The sequence below is a fragment of the Janthinobacterium sp. YR213 genome (assembly GCF_900099875.1).
GTDB lineage: Bacteria > Pseudomonadota > Gammaproteobacteria > Burkholderiales > Burkholderiaceae_D > Janthinobacterium > Janthinobacterium lividum.
The window spans coordinates 354299-370696 of the sequence record NZ_FNDA01000004.1; the positions used below are offsets into that span (position 1 = coordinate 354299).

Below are 16398 nucleotides of genomic sequence, written 5' to 3' on the forward strand. Positions count from 1 at the left end.
GCACGATAGTTGTCGCCGAAACGGGGGATGGGCGAATATACTAGGCGAAAAGGGAGGCGTTGCGCTTCCCGTCCGCCCTTATCATCAGCGAGAATTCACCCTTATGGCGTCATCCCCAGAAAACCTCAGCATGGCCGTGTTTTGCGACTTTGAAAACGTCGCGCTTGGCGTGCGAGATGCAAATTACGAAAAATTCGATATCAAGCCCATCCTCGAACGCTTGCTGCTCAAGGGCAGCATCGTTGTCAAGAAGGCCTATTGCGACTGGGACCGTTATAAAAGTTTCAAGGGCACCATGCATGAGGCAAACTTCGAGCTGATCGAAATTCCCCATGTGCGCCAGTCCGGCAAGAATTCGGCCGACATCCGCCTGGTGGTCGATGCGCTGGACCTGTGCTACACCAAGGCCCACGTCAACACCTTCGTCATCATCAGCGGCGACTCCGATTTTTCGCCGCTCGTGTCGAAACTGCGCGAAAACGCCAAGCAGGTGATCGGCGTGGGCGTCAAGCAGTCGACCTCCGACCTGCTGGTGGCCAACTGCGACGAGTTCATTTTCTACGATGACCTGGTGCGCGAGAGCCGCCGCACGGCCGCCAAGCGCGACGCGCGCGAAAGCCCGGCTGCTGCGGCCAAGCGTTCGCCTGACGAGGAAGTGCGCCGCAAGGAAAAGTACGAGTCGCGCAAGACGGAAGCGATCGAGATGGCTGTCGAAACCTTCGACGCGCTGGTGTCCGAACGGGGCGACAGCGGCAAGATCTGGGCCTCGATGCTGAAGGAAGCGATCAAGCGCCGCAAGCCCGATTTCAGCGAGTCGTATTACGGTTTCCGTACCTTCGGCAACCTGCTGGAAGAAGCGCAGACGCGCGGCTTGCTGGAATTTGGCCGCGATGAAAAATCGGGCGCCTATGTCTACCGCAGCAGCGGCCTGGTGGCCGTACCCGCTGCCGTGAACGGCGAAGCCGCCAGCGAGGCCATCGTCGCCGGCGAGACGGGCGTGACGGCGGAAGAGGGCAATCAGCGCGAAGGCGGCAGCCGCCGCGATTCGCGCCGCAATGGCCGTGGCGGCCGCAAGCAGAACGAACAACGCCGCGGCGAGTCCGCGCCACAGGCTTTCGTGCCGGTGGCCGACGCGGAAACAGTCGTCGTCGAGCAGTATGCGCCGGCGCCGCAGCCGCAAGCGCAGCACGAGGTAGCCGAGGTGGTGGAGCCGGTGGTCGAGCTGGCGACGGAAGAAGGCAACGCCAAGCGCGGTTCGCGCCGCAATGGCCGCGGTGGCCGCAAGAATGGCGATGGCGGGCGTGAAGCGCGTGCCGAAGTTGTCGCCGTCGAGGTGGCGCCGGTGGTCGAAACCATGCCGGAGCCTGTACCTGAGCCTGTACCTGAGCCGGTAGTGGAAGCGAAGCCGAAGGCCAAGCCGCGCACGCCGGCCCGCAAGGCGGCAGCGGCGAAGAAACCGGCCAAGAAGGCGGCTGACGTCGTGGTGGAAGCCGCACCTGTCGTTGAAGCGGCGCCGGTGGAAGTGGCCGTTGTGGCCGAGGACAAGCCAGCCAAGGCGCCGCGCAAGACGCCGGCGCGCCGTCCTGCACGCAAGAAGGCGGAAGAAGCTTGATTGACACCCCCCAAGCAGGTACTGGGGTCGGACCCTCAGGGTCCGACCCCGGCCTTTCTATTGGGGTGAAGTTGCGTCACCTGGTCCCCAAGCGTGTACGATGAGCCTGTCTTTAACGCGGCAGGCGGTGATGCATGTATTACGGTGAACGCTTCAACAGCATTTCCCATACGGTGGGCGCCGCGCTGGCGGCCATCGGCGGCGTCATCCTGATCGTCGTGGCGGCCCGCACGGGCGATGCCTGGAAAATCGTCAGCTGCAGCGTGTATGCGGCCATGCTGCTCACGCTCTACCTCACTTCCACCCTGTACCACAGCGTGCGCGGCAAGGCCAAGGCCGTGCTGCAGCGGCTCGACCACTGCGCCATCTACCTGCTCATCGCGGGGACCTACACGCCATTCATGCTGGTGACCCTGCGCGGGCCTTGGGGCTGGTCGCTGTTCGGCGTCGTGTGGGGCCTGGCTCTGCTTGGCATCGTGCAGGAATATGTGTACGCGAAAGGCGCGCGCATCCTGTCGCTGGTGATTTACGTGGCCATGGGCTGGCTGATCGTCATCGGCATCAAGCCGCTGCTGGCGGCGCTCGAGTGGAATGGCTTCCTGTGGCTGGTGGCAGGCGGCCTGTGCTACACGGGCGGCATCGCTTTCTATGCCACCGACCACAAGCTGCGCCATGGCCACGGCATCTGGCACCTGTTCGTGCTGGCCGGCAGTAGCTGCCATTTTATCGCCATTTTGTTCTACGTTGCCTGACGTTGGCTGCTGCCTTCACTGTTGCCATGATTCCATTATAATGGCGCGATATGTGAAAATAGCGCAACAATGCGGCAATAATAAGGCAACAATGGATATCAATTCGGACGACCTGAAAATTTTCGTCACCGTGATCGACAGCGGCACCCTGAGCGCGGCCGCCGTGCACCTGGGGCAAACCACCTCGGGCGTCAGCCGCGCCCTGTCGCGCCTGGAAGACAAGCTGTCCACCTCGCTGCTGACGCGCACCACGCGGCGCATGGAGCTGACGGAAGAGGGGCAGCTGTTCCTGGACAAGGCGCGCGCCATCCTCGCGTCGATGGAAGACGTGGAAGAGTCGATCCGCATCCGCCGCCAGAAGCCGGCCGGGCGCCTGTCCGTCGATGCCGCCTCGCCCTTCATGCTCCATTGCGTGGTGCCCCACGTGGCGGAATTTCGCGCCATGTACCCGGACATTCGCCTGGAGCTGACCAGCAACGACCAGATCGCCGACCTGCTCGAGCACCGCACCGACATCGCCATCCGCATCGGCGCCCTGGTCGACTCGACCCTGCATGCGCGCCCCCTCAGTGCCAGCCCGCTGCACGTGCTGGCCACGCCCGCCTACCTGGCGCGCCACGGCACCCCGGCCACGCCGGAAGCGCTGTCCGGCCATGCGCTGCTGGGCTTTGCGCAATATGAACTGGGCAATAGCTGGCCGCTGCGCCACGAAGCCGGCAACAGCCTGCAGATCGTGCCCGCGCTGGCCGCGTCCAGCGGCGAAACCCTGCGCCAGCTGGCCCTGCACGACCAGGGCATCGTCTGCCTGTCCGACTTCATGACGAAGGACGACATCGCGGCCGGCCGCCTGGTGCAGGTGCTGCAGCCGTTCTATACGGGCTACCGCCAGCAGATCCACGCCGTCTACTACCGCAACACGCAACTGGCGCAGCGCATCAGCTGCTTCCTCGAATTCCTGCAACAGAAGCTGTAAGGCCGGGCATGAAGGCCAAGAGCATGGAGTGCCCCACCTGCGGCGAATATGGCGACCTGCTGCACGCAACGGTCAAGAAGACGGGGCAGGCGGTGATCGTTTGCACGGAGTGCGACTTGCTGTGGATGCATCCGCAACAGGATATCGATCCGGCCCGCGCGCTCGACGTGGCGTCGTTTCTCGAGCAAGCGGGCATTGAGCCCGATTGGCAGGAACTGCAATTGGGTGCCAGGGTGCCGCCGCCGGCTACAGCATGACGTGCGTTTCTTCCGCCCGCAGCAGCGCTTCCACTTCGTGCGCGGGCAGTGGCCGGCTGAAGTAAAAACCTTGCGCCTCGTCGCAGCCATGGCGGCGCAGGTAATCGAGCTGCTCGGCCGTTTCCACGCCCTCGGCCACCACGCGCAGCTTCAAATTGTGCGCCAGGGCGATGATGGAAACGACGATGGCCGCATCGTCCGCGTCGCGCGCCACGTCGCCGACGAAGCTGCGGTCGATCTTCAGCACGTCGATGGGGAAGGTGCGCAGGTAGGCGAAGCTGGAATAGCCGGTGCCGAAGTCGTCGATCGACAGCTTCACCCCCAGCGCCTTCATGTCGTGCAGCTGGCTGACGGCCAGCGCCACGTCGTGCATGAACAGGCTTTCCGTCAGTTCCAGCTCCAGGCAGGCGGGTGGCAAGCCCGTTTCCAGCAGCACGTCGGCGATCGACGCCACCAGGTTCGGCTCGTTGAACTGGCGCGCCGACAGATTCACGGCCAGGCGCAAGGTGTCCAGTCCCGCCGCATGCCAGCGTTTTACCTGCGCGCACGCTTCGCGCATGACCCAGGCGCCGATCGGCACGATCAGGCCCGTGTCTTCCGCCAGCGCGATGAAGCGCTGCGGCGCCACCATGCCCAGGTCGGGGTGCTGCCAGCGCAGCAGCGCTTCCACGCCGACGATGCGGCCGCTGGCCAGGTCCACCTGCGGCTGGTAATGCAGCACGAACTGCTCGCGTTCCAGGGCGTTGCGCAGCGCCGTCTCGATGCGCAGGCGCTCCAGGGTGGCCTGGTTCATGGCCGTCGTGTAGAACTTGATGTTGTTGCGGCCCTGTTTCTTGGCGCAGTACATGGCGATGTCGGCCTGCTCGATCAGGTTCTGCGTCTCGCCATTCAGGGTCACGTCGCCGGGCGCGTCGTAGCGCGACATGTCGTAGACGGCCACGCCGATGCTGCAGGTGACGAAGAATTCCTTGCCATCCAATAGCACCGGCTGCGCCACGGCATCCATCACGCGCTGCACGATGGCGCCGCTGAGCACTTCGTCCGCCTGTTCGCACAGGATGGCGACGAATTCATCGCCCGACAGGCGCGCCACCGTATCGCTTTCGCGCAGGCTGGCCTGCAAGCGCGTGGCGATGGTTTTCAGCAGCAGGTCGCCAGCCTTGTGGCCCAGGCTGTCGTTGACGAACTTGAACCGGTCGAGGTCAATCAACAGCACCCACAATGCGCGGTTCTTGCGGCGCGACAGGGCCATCGCCTGCGCCAGGCGGTCGCGCAGCAGGGCGCGGTTGGGCAAGCCTGTCAGCACGTCGTGGTGGGCGATGTGCTGGATTTGCTGCTCGGCCAGCTTGCGTTCCGTGATTTCCGAACCCGTGCCCCGGTAGCCGCGAAATTCGCCCAGCTCGTTGAATAGCGGTTCGCCATTGATGCTGAACCAGCGCAGCTGGCCATCGCGGTCCTGCATCGCATATTCGAGGTTGGAAAAGGGCAGGTGCGCTTCCAGGTTGGCGATATGCTGCTTGCCCCAGCGCGAATTGCGCATCTCTGCATTGTTGTCCCAGCGGGTCAGGCCGATGAAGCGTTCCAGCGGCATGTTCGACTTGTCCGTGAAACCGCTGGTGATGTGGGTGAAGCAGAAGTTGGCATCCTGTTCCCAGTACCAGTCCGAGGACAGGGCCAGCAGGCGGCGGAAGCGCTTTTCGCTCTCCTGCAAGGCGCGCTCCGTGCGCTGGCGCGCCCGCACGTCGGCGCTGAGCAGCTCGTTGCTGCGTTTGAGGTCGGCCGTGCGCTGCTCCACCAGCAGTTGCACGCGGCGCGAACGCTGCGTCAGCGACTGCACGAAGGCGGCCGTCAATACGCTGAACAGCAAACCCGTGATCAGGGTAAACAGGGAGCCCAGATGGTCGGCCAGGAAGGGGCGGGGATGGGCCACCACGCGCACGTGCCAGGGCCGGCCGGCGGAAGCGAAGGCCCGGTCATAATGGCTGTGGTAGGCAAAGTGCAGCCAGCGGGGCAGCGACTCCCAGGCGCCGCCCGGTTCGTCGGCCGGCGCCTGGCCATGCCGGAAGATCAATTGGCGCGGGTCGGCGCCGGCATCGGCGTAGACGCTCAGTTCAAGCTGCGAGTCGCCCAGCAGGTCTGCGCCGGCGAGGATTTTCTGCACCAGTTCCCCGGCGCGCACGATGACCGCCGTATCGCCGATCAATGCCGTGCGCCGCTGCTGTACCGTCTGCAGGGGCACGCCGTGGCGGTACACGGGGCGCACGATGACGAAGCCCTGCTGCGGTCCCTGCGCCAGGGCCAGCAGGCCGGTGGCGGTGGTCTGGCCGCTGACGATCGCCTGTTCCAGCGCGCGCGCCAGCACGCCGTTCGGGCTGACGTTCAGGCCGAAGGCGGGGCGGTTGCCCTGCAACGGTTCGAGGTAGTCCACCACCAGGTAGCTGGCGCGCGTCGTGGCGGGCACGACTACGCCATCGCGCATTTCCGTCATGGCGTAGTCGGGCACGATGCGCCGCAGCTCGGCCTCGAATGCCGCGCGCTGCGCATGCGGCACGATGCGGTGGAAATTGAAGGCCTGGATGAACGGGTGGCGCTGCAGCAGCGGCGTGGTGAAGTCGTGGAACTGTTCCCGTGTGACGGGCACGACGGCGGCAAACAGCTGGTTCGTCGTGGTCAGCACCTCGACGGCATCGTCGAGTCCCTGCTCGATGGCGGCCACCCTGGCGCTGGCGCGCTGCTGCAGGCTCAGGCTCATCTTGTCGTATTCGAGCTGGCTGATGGCGGCGAACAGCACGGCCGTCACGCTGAGGCCGCAGGCAAAGGTCAGCGCGGCCGCGGCAGAAATCGACAATGGCAGGCGGCCACGCAGCATGGTTTTTCCTATCTCACTTCATGGATACATGGGTTCGGCGGCGCCTGCCGGCCCCACGCAGGCCGTAGTTTGTCATAAACCACATCCATCATGCTGATTTTGCACCAAATCACTGCTAATAAGCAACAATATCTATGACCGGGGAGGGCGACTTTCAGTCGCTGCCCGCGCCTGACTGGCGGCGCACACGCCACAATTGCCAGGCCGGCAGCCAGCGGTTCAGGAAAGCCAGGCCGGCCATCCGCCGCCAGCGCACCAGGCGCACCACGCGCACGGCGCGGCCGTCGGCGCCTTGGCCTTGCTCCGGCTTGGCGGCGAAGATGATGCGGTTATTGCCCGCGATGCCATCGAAGTGGCACACGGCACCGCGGAAGGTGAGCATCAGGCGCGCCAGCATGGCAGGGTAATGCTCGTCATAACTGAACAGATTGGCCACCAGCACGCCGCCGGGCAGCAGCGCGCGCAGGCAGTCCGCATAGAAGCGCGCGCTGCCCAGTGCCGGCGGCAAGCCCGTTTCGTCATAGCCGTCGAGCAGCAGCACGTCGGCGCAGCCCGGATGCTGGCGGATATAGCTGACGGCATCCGTCTCGATGATGCGCAGGCGCGCGTCGTCGGGCGGCAGCATGAACTGCTCGCGCAGGGCGATCACGTCGGCGCGCAATTCCAGCACGGTGATGCGGGTGTCGGGCAGGTGGCGGTGGCAGAATTTCAGCAGCGAGCCGCCACCCAGTCCCACCATCAGGATATGCCGCGGGCGCGGCACGAACAGGGTAAAGCACATCATGGCGCGCGCATAGCGCAGCAGCAGATGGTCGGGGCGCGACAGCAGCATTTCGCTCTGGATCATGCCGGGCTGGAATTCCAGGCGGCGCCGGTCGCCACAGGTATGCACCTGCGGGGCAAGTGGGGTGGTGCTTCTGTTTTCCGGCATGGGACGACTTCGCTGAGTGGACTGGGGGAGATGCTTTGTTGCATTCAGAGAAATCTGATAAGCTCCCGTGAGCATACCCGATTAATCCGCGCCGAGCATGCGTATATGTAGATGTATACGGCGCGCGGCGGCACGGCCGCGCAGTCGGGCACCATGGAGACAAGCATGTTTTTGGATCACCCCATTATTACGGCGACGAACAGTTTTACGGAGCCTGACCGCATCGAGCGGCTGACGCGCGTGTATGGCTACGCGGCGGCGCTGGCCGACCAGGCCGACAATGTCGGCTTCATTGAAAAAGTGGCGCAGATCCACGACCACAAGGGCACCCTCATCGTGTTCTGGCACGAGGCACCCAGCGACGTGGAAAAGCAGTATTTCGTGCAGGCGTGGGCCAGCAAGGTCGGCGACGGCAGCACCAATGTCGAGCACGAAATCTGACCTGGCGCGCCGCGCCTGCGCATCGATAGCCTAGCCCATGGATATCAAGACCCTGGTACTGGCCCTGGCGCTCGGCAACCTGAGCCTGTGCGCGGCCCTGTTCTTCTTCGAGTACGAACGCAAGAAGTCGCTCAGCATGTCCACCTGGGCGGTGGCCAAGCAATGCCAGGCCGTGGCCTGGTGCCTGCTGTACTTCCGCGGCGTGCTGCCCGATTTCCTCTCCATCTTGCTGGGTAACAGCCTGCTGTTTGCCGGCATGGCGCTCGATGCGGGCGCGCTGTGGCAGGCGGCCGGGCGCAGCGGCTGGCGCCGTTATGTCTTGCCGGCGCTGGGGCTGTCGGTGACCCTGTTTGCCGCCTGTTACCTGTTCGATGTGGCGCCGCTGCTGCGCAGCGCCGGCGGTTCGCTGATCGTGGCCGGTTTCTTCCTCGCCGGCGTGGCCGCCCTGTGCCTCAAGTGGCGCGAGGCGAGCATGCTGCGCCGTTTCCTCGTCGTCAGCATGGGCCTGCTGTCGCTGCTGATCGCCGCGCGCGGCGTGCTGGCCGCCGCCGTCCCCGATTTTGACGCGGAGCTGCTGCAGCTGGCCGGTTTTGGCGCCCTGTACCTGATGATGCTGACGAATGCTTTCGGCTATCTGCTGCTGTCGCGTGAAAAACTGGGCGGCGAGCTGGCGCGCCTGGAAGTGCTCGATGCGGCCACGGGCGTGCCGAACCGGCGCGGCTTTTACCAGGCGCTGGCGCCATGGATGGCACTGGCGCGCCGGCCTGGCTTGCCGACGGCGCTGGTGGTGCTCAATATCGATCACTTTAAAAGAGTCAACGACAGCTATGGCCATCCGGTGGGCGATGCGGTGCTGAAAACCATCGTCGACACGTGCCGCCAGCAGTTGCGCGACAGCGACCTGATGGGCCGCCTGGGCGGCGCCGAATTCGCCATCCAGCTGCCGCGCACGACCCTGGCCGATGCGCTGATGGTGGCCGAGCGCATCCGCGCCGCCGTCGAAGTGCTGCCCGTCAAGACGGAGCGCGCCGTGCTGCAGCTGACGGCCAGCCTGGGCGTGACGACCATCCGCGCCGAAGACAGCACCGTCAGCCTGTTCAAGCGCGCCGACGAGGCGCTGCAGGCGGCCAAGCAGGCGGGCCGCAACAGGGTGGTGGAAGCGCAGGGTGCCAGCACCCTGGACATTTAATTCATCCCAAGCCCGCTTACTTCTTGCGCGAGCCGAGCCAGCTGGGTTCCTTGCCGCATTCCTTGGGCAGGAACAAGGCATCGAGGCCGGGATCGCAGCGATGGTCAGGCGCCTTCATCGGTTCGACGGTCAGCCATTCGCTCTTGGGCAGGATCTTTTCTTCGCGTGGTTCCACGGGCGGCGCGGGCGGCAGGCTGTCTTGCCACCTTGGCTCTGCGGCAGGCGCGGGCGCGGTGGCCCAGTTCGCGTCGACCTGCGCTGGCGGTGTGTCCGCGTGTGCGGCGGCGCTCAGCAAGCTGCCCGCGAGGATGAATGCACGCATGGCGGCGCTGTGTACGGAAATCATGGTCTGTCCTTGGTCTGTGCCGCGAGGGCGGGCCTGGCATTATGAAGCCAGCTGGAAGCAAAAACACAAGAAAATTGCAACGGCATGTTACCAAAGGGACTATAGTTACTGGTATCAAGCAGGTGCATCACAGCAATGCGCTCGAACGATGAGCAAGGCGCGGGGCGCCGCTACCCGAACGTGTGCATTCCCTAACTTTCATTTAAGCTAAGCAAGTTATGCTATCGAGCGCACGCCAGGCTGCCCTGTGCCGTCCGCACCGCAGTTCCTCTTTCTTACTCTTGCCAGGCCCATAATGAAAATGCTCAAATCCCTGCCTGTATGGCCGCTTGCCGCCCCCGTTGCCGGCTGGCTGTTCCTGTTCGGTTCCACCTTCAATGTCGGCGGCGCCTACCAGATACTGCTGGTGGCTGGCCTGATCGGCAGCGTGCTGGCCGCCGTGTACCACGCGGAAGTGGTGGCCCACCGCATCGGCGAACCGTACGGCACGCTGGTGCTGGCGCTGGCCGTGACCTTGATCGAGGTGGCGCTGATCGTCTCGCTGATGCTGGCCGGCGGACCGGAAACGACAGGGCTGGCGCGCGACACCGTGTTTGCCGCCATCATGATCATCCTGAACGGCATCGTCGGCATCTGCCTGCTGCTGGGCGCCGGGCGCCACAAGGAGCAGACCTTCGGCCTGCTGGGCGTGAGCGCCTCGCTGGCCACCCTGGCGGCGATTGCCGTTTTGACCCTGGTGCTGCCGAACTACACCTCGAGCGCCGCCGGTCCCTTCTACAATTCCAGCCAGCTGATCTTCATCGCCGTCATTTCCCTGGTCCTGTACGGCACCTTCGTGCTGGTGCAGACGGTGCGCCACCGCGATTACTTCCTGCCCAAGGAAGCCGTCGGCGATGAAGAGGTGCATGCGGCGCCGCCCACGGCCACCGTCGCCTGGGTCAGTGCCGGCGCGCTGCTGGTGTGCCTGGGCGCCGTGGTGCTGCTGGCCAAGTCGCTGGCGCCCGCGCTGGAGACGGCGATTGCCGCCATGGGCGCGCCGAAAACCCTGGTAGGCATCGTCATCGCCGCCATCGTGCTGCTGCCCGAAGGCCTGGCCGCCGTGCGCGCCGCGCGCGCGAATCGCCTGCAAACGAGCTTGAACCTGGCGCTCGGTTCCGCGCTGGCCAGCATCGGCCTGACGATTCCCGCCGTGGTGGTGGTGTCGCTGGCCACGGGCCTGACGATTACCCTGGGACTCGACATCAAGTCGACGGTGCTGTTGCTGCTGTCGCTGATGGTGGCCACCCTGTCGCTGGGCACGGGCCGCACCACGGTCATGCAGGGCACGGTGCACCTGGTGATTTTTGCGGTCTATCTGTTTACCACTATCGTCCCATAAGCACCGCGGCTGGTCGCCGTTTTGTCACAATCCTGTCACGCCGCTGTCATACGATGAGGGTAGTGTGGTAGGATTTTTAAATCGTTTAAATGATTTATATAGTTTAGCAACTGAGTTTGCCAACTTTTTCAGTTGGCACAGTAATGACAAGACAAGAGGCCAGTATGTATGCAGCGGTGGACCTGGGGTCCAACAGTTTTCGTTTACACGTCGGCAAGCATGATGGCGACACGATCCGCGTGGTCAAGAGCGTGCGCGACCCGATACGCCTGGCCGCTGGCCTGGACGCCAATGGCGACCTGACCGAAGCGGCCATGCAGGGCGCCCTGGCTTGCCTGCAGCGCTTTCGCGCCATTCTCGCCGGCTTCGAACTCGATGCCGTGCGCGTGGTGGCCACATCGGCCATGCGCGTGGCGCGCAACGGCGCCGTCTTCCTGCCGCTGGCCGAACAAGCCATCGGCCATCCGATCGAGATCATCTCGGGCGAGGAAGAGGGGCGCTTGATCTACATGGGCGTGGCCAATGCGCTGGCCATTCCCGGCGAACGCCGGCTGGTGATGGATATCGGCGGCGGCTCGACCGAACTGATACTGGGGCGCGGCAACGATATCGAACGGGTCGAGTCGTTCAGCCTGGGCACGGTCAAGCAAAGCCTGTCGTTCTTCATCGGCGGGCGCATCGACGCGCCGTCGTTCGAGGCGGCCATCCTGTCGGCGCGCAGCCATTTCGAGGATGCCGCGCCGCCGTACCGTCCGCAGCACTGGAAGACGGCCTACGGCTCTTCCGGTACCATCCGCACCATCGCCGACATCATCGCCCGCAACAAGCTGGGCGACGGCTTGCTCACGAGCGCCAGCCTCGATGCGCTGGCGCGCCGTTTCATTGAACTCGGCCACACCAGCCGCATCGACATGCCCGGCTTGCGCCCCGACCGCGCCAGCACCATCGTCGGCGGCCTGGCCATCTTGATCGGCCTGTTCCGCGAACTGGCTATTCCCGCCATGACGCCGATCGAGGCGGGCTTGCGCATGGGCGTGATGTGGGATTTGTACCTGCGTTCGACCAAGCGCGACCGCCGCGAACAGTCGGTGCAGGGCTGCATGGAGAAATTCCATATCGACCAGCAGCGCGCCGGCAGGGTGGCGGAGCAGGCGCTGGCCATGTATGCGCAGCTCAAGCCCACGTCCGACGCCTTGGTGAAATGCCTGCGCTGGAGCAGCCTGCTGCACGAAGTGGGCCTGGCCGTGTCGCAGACGGGCTACCACAAGCACGCCTCCTACATCGTGGAAAACGCCGACTTGCCCGGCTTTACCACGCGCGAACAGAAGACCATGAGCCGGCTGATCCTGGCGCAGAAGGGCAACTTGCGCAAGATCGGCGAAGTGCTGTCCGACCCCGATTTCGCCAAGGCCGTGCTGGCGCTGCGCCTGTCGATCTTGCTCATGCATGCGCGCATCGAAGCCGATTTCAGCGAACTGCGCCTGCGCATGAAGAACCGCATCGAACTCGATATCAAGCGCGGCTGGGTCGCGCACCATCCCACCGTGTCGTTCTGGATCGAGAAGGAGCAGGAATTCTGGGATGAGGTCGGGGTCGATTTCACCATCCGCGCCAGTGTCTGATTGGTCATGCCGTGCGCATGACTTGATGTGCAGCAAGCAAGATTTTAAAAAACAGTATATATTGTTTATATTATTTATTAAATTGGAGAATCCATGACCAAAACTGCCCCAGCGAAAAAAGCCGACAGCGCGCCCGTATCGATGTTCCCTACCAGCGCCTCGATCAATGCGGCTGCGGCCAAGGCGGCACCGGCCGCGAAGCCCGCCGCTAAACCAGCTGCTAAACCAGCTGCGAAAGCAGCCGTCAAGCCAGTGGCAAAAGCCGCCGTCAAGCCGGCGGCAGCCAAGCCAGCGGCGGTCAAGCCAGCCGTGGCCAAGGCGCCAGCCGCCAAACCGGCAGCGAAGGCTGCCGTTGTCAAGCCTGCGGCCAAAGCCGTCGTTAAAGCCGCCGTCAAACCGGCAGCCAAGCCAGCCGTGAAAGCTGTCGCCAAGCCGGCGGCCAAACCTGCGGTGAAAACCGTCGCCAAGCCGGCCGCGAAAGCCGCCGCCAAACCGGTATCCAAGGCGGCCGCCAAGCCTGCGCCAGCGAAAAAAGCACCGGTCGCCAAGGTCGCCGCCGTCAAGGAAAAAGCCCGCAAGCCGAAACTGGTGCGCGACAGCTTCACCATGCCGGAAGCGGAATACGAAGTCCTGGGCCAGGTGAAAAAAGCCTGCCTGAAGGCCGGTTTCGAGATCAAGAAAAGTGAATTGCTGCGCATCGGCGTGGCGCTGATCAGCCAGATCGACCTGGCTACCCTGCAAAACGTGCTGGCCGGCTTGCCGCAGCTGAAAACGGGCCGTCCGAAGAAGGATTGATGGCGCGGGCAGGGGCCGCCCCCTGTCTGCCCGTTCTGGTTTACCATGGGGCCTGTGCTAGTTCCCCCATGGTTGCCATGTCAGAAGATACAGAGATCGAACGCGCCGGCTTTGTCGAGCGCGCCATTGTCCGCCACCAGGCGGGCATTTCTACCCCAGCCATCGACCACGTCGCCGAGGAAATTCCCGTCGCGCTGGTCTTCAATGGTATTTCCCATGTCGTCATGATGGCCACCCCGCGCGACCTGGAAGCGTTTGCCTACGGCTTCGCGCTGACGGAAGGCGTGGTCGCATCCGCTGGCGCCATCTTCGATTGCGAAGTGTTCCTGCGTCCTGATTCCGCCGAAGTGGCTTTGAGCATCGCCCAGGAAGATTTCGTGCGCCTGAAGGACCGGCGCCGCCAGCTCACGGGCCGCACGGGCTGCGGCGTGTGCGGCATCGACAGCATCGACATGCTCGATTTGCGGCCCGCAGCGCTGCCGCCGGCGCTGATCCACGTCGACCTGCCGGCCGCGCTGGCGCGCGCATCAAGCGGCTTGCGAGCACACCAGGCGCTGATGCGGGAAACGGGCGGCGTGCACGCGGCTGCGTGGTGCACGCCCGATGGCGATATCGCGCACGTATTCGAGGATGTCGGCCGTCACAATGGCCTGGATAAACTGATCGGCCATTTGGCACTGAGCGGGGCGGACATGCGGCGCGGCTTCGTCTTCCTGTCCAGCCGCGGCAGCTACGAGCTGGCGCGCAAGGCGGCGCGCATGCAGATACCGTTGCTGGCGACGATCTCCGCGCCCAGTTCGCTGGCCATTTCCATCGCCACGCAGGCGGGCATGAAGCTGGTGGGTTTCTGCCGCCAGGATGCGTACGTCGATTACACGCCCGGTATCAGTATTTAGGCAGCACTGCGCTGCAGCAGCACGGGGACGGACTTCGACGTGGGCGTGCCGGCGCCGTCGGCCGTGCTGGCCAGCGGCACCAGCGCGTTCGTCTCCGGGTAATACGCGCCCAGGCAGCCACGCGGGATGTCGTAGGCCACGAGCCGGAAGCCGTCGGCGCGGCGCGCCACGCCATCGTCCCAGGCGCTGACCAAGTCCACCAGGTCGCCATCGGCAAAGCCCAGCATGGCGATATCTTCCGCGTTGGCGAAGACGACCTTGCGCGTGCCGTACACGCCGCGGTAGCGGTCATCCATGCCGTAGATGGTGGTGTTGTACTGGTCGTGCGAGCGCGTGCTCATCAACACCATCAGGCGCGCGCCATGGCGCTGTTTCGCGCGGTGCAGCGGCGTGTCGAGGTCCAGCGGGGCGACGAGGAAGCTGGCCTTGCCGCTGGCCGTCTTCCACACGCGTTCGCGCGACGCCACCGTCAGATGAAAGCCGCCCGGCTGCGCCACCCTGGCGTTGTAGTCGTAAAAGTCGTCAAATACCTTCTCGATATCGTCGCGGATGCGCGCATAGTCTGCCGCATACGCGCGCCAGTCCACCAGGCTGCTCCCCACGGTCGCTTCGGCCATGCCGGCCACGATGGCCACTTCCGAGCGCAGCTGCGGCGAAGCGGGCGCATTGCGGCCGTACGAGATATGCACCATGCTCATCGAGTCTTCCACCGTCACGCCCTGCGCCACGCCGTGCTGCAGGTCGATCTCCGTGCGCCCCAGGGTGGGCAGCAGCAGCGCTTCCTTGCCGATGACCAGGTGGCTGCGATTGAGCTTGGTAGCCACCTGCACCGTCAGCGCGCACTGGCGCAGGGCGGCAAAAGTGAGCGGCGTGTCCGGCGTGGCCGCGGCAAAATTGCCGCCCAGCGCGATGAACACCTTGACCTCGCCGCGCTGCATGGCTTCGATGCTGGCCACCACATCGTGGCCATGCGCGCGCGGCGGCTCGAATCCATATACCTGGCCCAGGCGGTCGAGGAAGGCCTTGGTCGGCTTTTCCTCGATACCCACCGTGCGGTCGCCCTGCACGTTCGAGTGGCCGCGCACGGGGCACAGCCCGGCGCCCGGCTTGCCGATCTGGCCGCGCAACATCATCAGGTTCGACAGCATGCGGATGGCCGCCACGCTGTGCTTGTGCTGCGTCAGTCCCATGCCCCAGGTGGCGATGATGCGCTGACCCTTGACGAAGATGTCCGTCAATGCCTCGAGCTGCGCGCGCGCCACGCCCGATTCTTTCAGCAGCAAGTCCCAGCTTTCGGCCCGCAGGTCGGCGCGGAAGGCGTCGAAGCCGCTGCAGTGTTCCGCGATGAAAGCGTGATCGACGACGGCGGGCCTGCCTGCCGCCAGCGCCGCATCGTCATGCTCGACGACGCGCTTGGCGACGGCCTTGATCAGGGCGAAGTCGCCGCCCAGGGTCGGCTGCACGAACAGGCCGGCCAGGCGCGTGCTGCCCAGGGTCGCCATTTCCAGCGCGCTTTGCGGGTCCATGAAGCGCTGCAAGCCCCGTTCGCGCAGGGGATTGATGGAAACGATGCTGCCGCCGCGGCGCGCGCAGTCGCGCAGTTCGCCCAGCATGCGCGGGTGGTTGGTGGCGGGATTCTGGCCGAAGATGAGGATGGTGTCGGCCAGTTCGAAATCGGCCAGGGTCACCGTGCCCTTGCCGATGCCCACCGTGGCCGGCAAGCCGCGGCTGGTGGCCTCGTGGCACATGTTGGAGCAGTCGGGGAAGTTGTTGGTGCCGTACAGGCGCGCCATCAGCTGGTACAGAAAGGCCGCCTCGTTGCTGGCGCGCCCCGACGTGTAGAACGCGGCCTGGTCCGGATCGGGTAGGGCGCGCAGGTGGCGCCCCACGAGGGCGTAGGCTTCTTCCCAGGCGATCGGCACGTAGCGGTCGCTGGCGGCGTCGTACACCATCGGTTCGGTCAGGCGGCCATGCTGCTCGAGCGCGTAGTCCGACTGTTGCAGCAGCTGGGTGACGGTATGGCTGGCAAACAGTTCCGGGCCGGCGCGCCGGCTGGTCGCTTCGGCGGCGACGGCCTTGGCGCCGTTTTCGCAAAAGGCAAACGTGGAAGCGTGGTCGCGGTCGGGCCAGGCGCAGCCGGGGCAATCGAAACCGTCCGGCTGGTTTTGCGCCAGCAGCGCTTTCAGATTGCCGGGCGCGACCCGCTCCTGGCGCAGGCTGATGGCCACGTGTTTCAAGGCATCCCAGCCGGCTGCCGGCTTGGTGTAAGGCGTGATGTGTGGTGGGTCCTGGTCTTTCATCATGTCTTTCGGCTGGGCGAGTGTGGTAATTATGCAC

The 16398-nt window shown here is 64.8% G+C and carries 14 protein-coding genes; 10 read left to right on the top strand and 4 right to left on the bottom strand.

Annotated features, from left to right (window positions below; all coding sequences use genetic code 11):
* The first annotated feature begins 103 nt into the window (after window positions 1-103).
* The 4 genes from BLT98_RS19320 (at window position 104) to BLT98_RS19335 (ending at window position 3594) form a co-directional block, all read left to right on the top strand.
* Window positions 104-1612: an NYN domain-containing protein gene (locus tag BLT98_RS19320; RefSeq protein ID WP_092610596.1), complete on the top strand. Its 1509-nt coding sequence runs from the start codon at window positions 104-106 to the stop codon at window positions 1610-1612.
* Between the two features lie 134 nt (window positions 1613-1746).
* The gene (locus BLT98_RS19325) at window positions 1747-2364 is read left to right on the top strand and encodes a PAQR family membrane homeostasis protein TrhA (RefSeq protein WP_034782847.1); all 618 of its coding nucleotides are present in this window, start codon (window positions 1747-1749) and stop codon (window positions 2362-2364) included.
* Between the two features lie 91 nt (window positions 2365-2455).
* Window positions 2456-3337: a LysR family transcriptional regulator gene (locus BLT98_RS19330; protein WP_092610599.1), complete on the top strand. Its 882-nt coding sequence runs from the start codon at window positions 2456-2458 to the stop codon at window positions 3335-3337.
* An 8-nt stretch (window positions 3338-3345) separates the two neighbouring features.
* The gene (locus tag BLT98_RS19335) at window positions 3346-3594 is read left to right on the top strand and encodes a hypothetical protein (protein ID WP_092610602.1); all 249 of its coding nucleotides are present in this window, start codon (window positions 3346-3348) and stop codon (window positions 3592-3594) included.
* Here BLT98_RS19335 and BLT98_RS19340 read toward each other — a convergent pair.
* Window positions 3584-6463: a bifunctional diguanylate cyclase/phosphodiesterase gene (locus tag BLT98_RS19340; protein ID WP_092610605.1), complete on the bottom strand. Its 2880-nt coding sequence runs from the start codon at window positions 6461-6463 to the stop codon at window positions 3584-3586. The two genes, BLT98_RS19335 and BLT98_RS19340, sit on opposite strands and share 11 nt — an antisense overlap.
* A 154-nt stretch (window positions 6464-6617) precedes the next feature.
* The gene (locus BLT98_RS19345; RefSeq protein WP_070259038.1) at window positions 6618-7394 is read right to left on the bottom strand and encodes a spermine/spermidine synthase domain-containing protein; all 777 of its coding nucleotides are present in this window, start codon (window positions 7392-7394) and stop codon (window positions 6618-6620) included.
* A 165-nt stretch (window positions 7395-7559) separates the two neighbouring features.
* Here BLT98_RS19345 and BLT98_RS19350 point away from each other — a divergent pair, with 165 nt between their 5' ends.
* On the top strand, window positions 7560-7835 hold the full coding sequence (locus BLT98_RS19350; protein ID WP_034782903.1) for a hypothetical protein: 276 nt from the start codon (window positions 7560-7562) through the stop codon (window positions 7833-7835).
* Window positions 7836-7872: 37 nt separating this feature from the next.
* Entirely contained in the window at window positions 7873-9024 is a 1152-nt protein-coding gene (locus BLT98_RS19355; RefSeq protein WP_034782841.1) for a GGDEF domain-containing protein, read from the top strand.
* A 16-nt stretch (window positions 9025-9040) separates the two neighbouring features.
* Here BLT98_RS19355 and BLT98_RS19360 read toward each other — a convergent pair whose 3' ends face one another.
* Window positions 9041-9370 (bottom strand): hypothetical protein, encoded by a 330-nt coding sequence (locus tag BLT98_RS19360; protein WP_070279126.1) that lies wholly within the window; start codon window positions 9368-9370, stop codon window positions 9041-9043.
* Between the two features lie 295 nt (window positions 9371-9665).
* Between BLT98_RS19360 and BLT98_RS19365 the strand changes: the two genes are divergently transcribed.
* The 4 genes from BLT98_RS19365 to fdhD all read left to right on the top strand — a co-directional run bounded on the left by BLT98_RS19365 (window position 9666) and on the right by fdhD (window position 14061).
* Window positions 9666-10748, top strand: a complete 1083-nt coding sequence (locus BLT98_RS19365) for a calcium:cation antiporter (RefSeq protein WP_070259032.1) — start codon at window positions 9666-9668, stop codon at window positions 10746-10748.
* Between the two features lie 164 nt (window positions 10749-10912).
* Window positions 10913-12370: a Ppx/GppA phosphatase family protein gene (locus tag BLT98_RS19370; protein ID WP_092610608.1), complete on the top strand. Its 1458-nt coding sequence runs from the start codon at window positions 10913-10915 to the stop codon at window positions 12368-12370.
* Window positions 12371-12463: 93 nt separating this feature from the next.
* On the top strand, window positions 12464-13165 hold the full coding sequence (locus BLT98_RS19375) for a hypothetical protein (protein WP_170846431.1): 702 nt from the start codon (window positions 12464-12466) through the stop codon (window positions 13163-13165).
* Window positions 13166-13233: 68 nt separating this feature from the next.
* A complete protein-coding gene (gene fdhD / locus BLT98_RS19380) occupies window positions 13234-14061 on the top strand; it encodes a formate dehydrogenase accessory sulfurtransferase FdhD (protein WP_092610611.1) in 828 nt (275 codons plus the stop codon).
* On the opposite strand, the gene BLT98_RS19385 is transcribed toward fdhD, so the two are convergent.
* Window positions 14058-16364, bottom strand: coding sequence for an FdhF/YdeP family oxidoreductase (locus BLT98_RS19385; protein ID WP_092610614.1), 2307 nt, complete (start codon window positions 16362-16364; stop codon window positions 14058-14060). The two genes, fdhD and BLT98_RS19385, sit on opposite strands and share 4 nt — an antisense overlap.
* Between the last annotated feature and the right edge of the window lie 34 nt (window positions 16365-16398).

Bases quoted from the DNA above. Each gene is read 5' to 3' on its own strand.
- BLT98_RS19320 (WP_092610596.1), top strand. From the start codon at position 104: ATGGCGTCATCCCCAGAAAACCTCAGCATGGCCGTGTTTTGCGACTTT.
- BLT98_RS19325 (WP_034782847.1), top strand. From the start codon at position 1,747: ATGTATTACGGTGAACGCTTCAACAGCATTTCCCATACGGTGGGCGCC.
- fdhD (WP_092610611.1), top strand. From the start codon at position 13,234: ATGGTTGCCATGTCAGAAGATACAGAGATCGAACGCGCCGGCTTTGTC.
- BLT98_RS19375 (WP_170846431.1), top strand. From the start codon at position 12,464: ATGACCAAAACTGCCCCAGCGAAAAAAGCCGACAGCGCGCCCGTATCG.
- BLT98_RS19345 (WP_070259038.1), bottom strand. From the start codon at position 7,394: ATGCCGGAAAACAGAAGCACCACCCCACTTGCCCCGCAGGTGCATACC.
- BLT98_RS19365 (WP_070259032.1), top strand. From the start codon at position 9,666: ATGAAAATGCTCAAATCCCTGCCTGTATGGCCGCTTGCCGCCCCCGTT.
- BLT98_RS19360 (WP_070279126.1), bottom strand. From the start codon at position 9,370: ATGATTTCCGTACACAGCGCCGCCATGCGTGCATTCATCCTCGCGGGC.
- BLT98_RS19340 (WP_092610605.1), bottom strand. From the start codon at position 6,463: ATGCTGCGTGGCCGCCTGCCATTGTCGATTTCTGCCGCGGCCGCGCTG.
- BLT98_RS19385 (WP_092610614.1), bottom strand. From the start codon at position 16,364: ATGATGAAAGACCAGGACCCACCACACATCACGCCTTACACCAAGCCG.
- BLT98_RS19330 (WP_092610599.1), top strand. From the start codon at position 2,456: ATGGATATCAATTCGGACGACCTGAAAATTTTCGTCACCGTGATCGAC.
- BLT98_RS19355 (WP_034782841.1), top strand. From the start codon at position 7,873: ATGGATATCAAGACCCTGGTACTGGCCCTGGCGCTCGGCAACCTGAGC.
- BLT98_RS19335 (WP_092610602.1), top strand. From the start codon at position 3,346: ATGAAGGCCAAGAGCATGGAGTGCCCCACCTGCGGCGAATATGGCGAC.
- BLT98_RS19350 (WP_034782903.1), top strand. From the start codon at position 7,560: ATGTTTTTGGATCACCCCATTATTACGGCGACGAACAGTTTTACGGAG.
- BLT98_RS19370 (WP_092610608.1), top strand. From the start codon at position 10,913: ATGTATGCAGCGGTGGACCTGGGGTCCAACAGTTTTCGTTTACACGTC.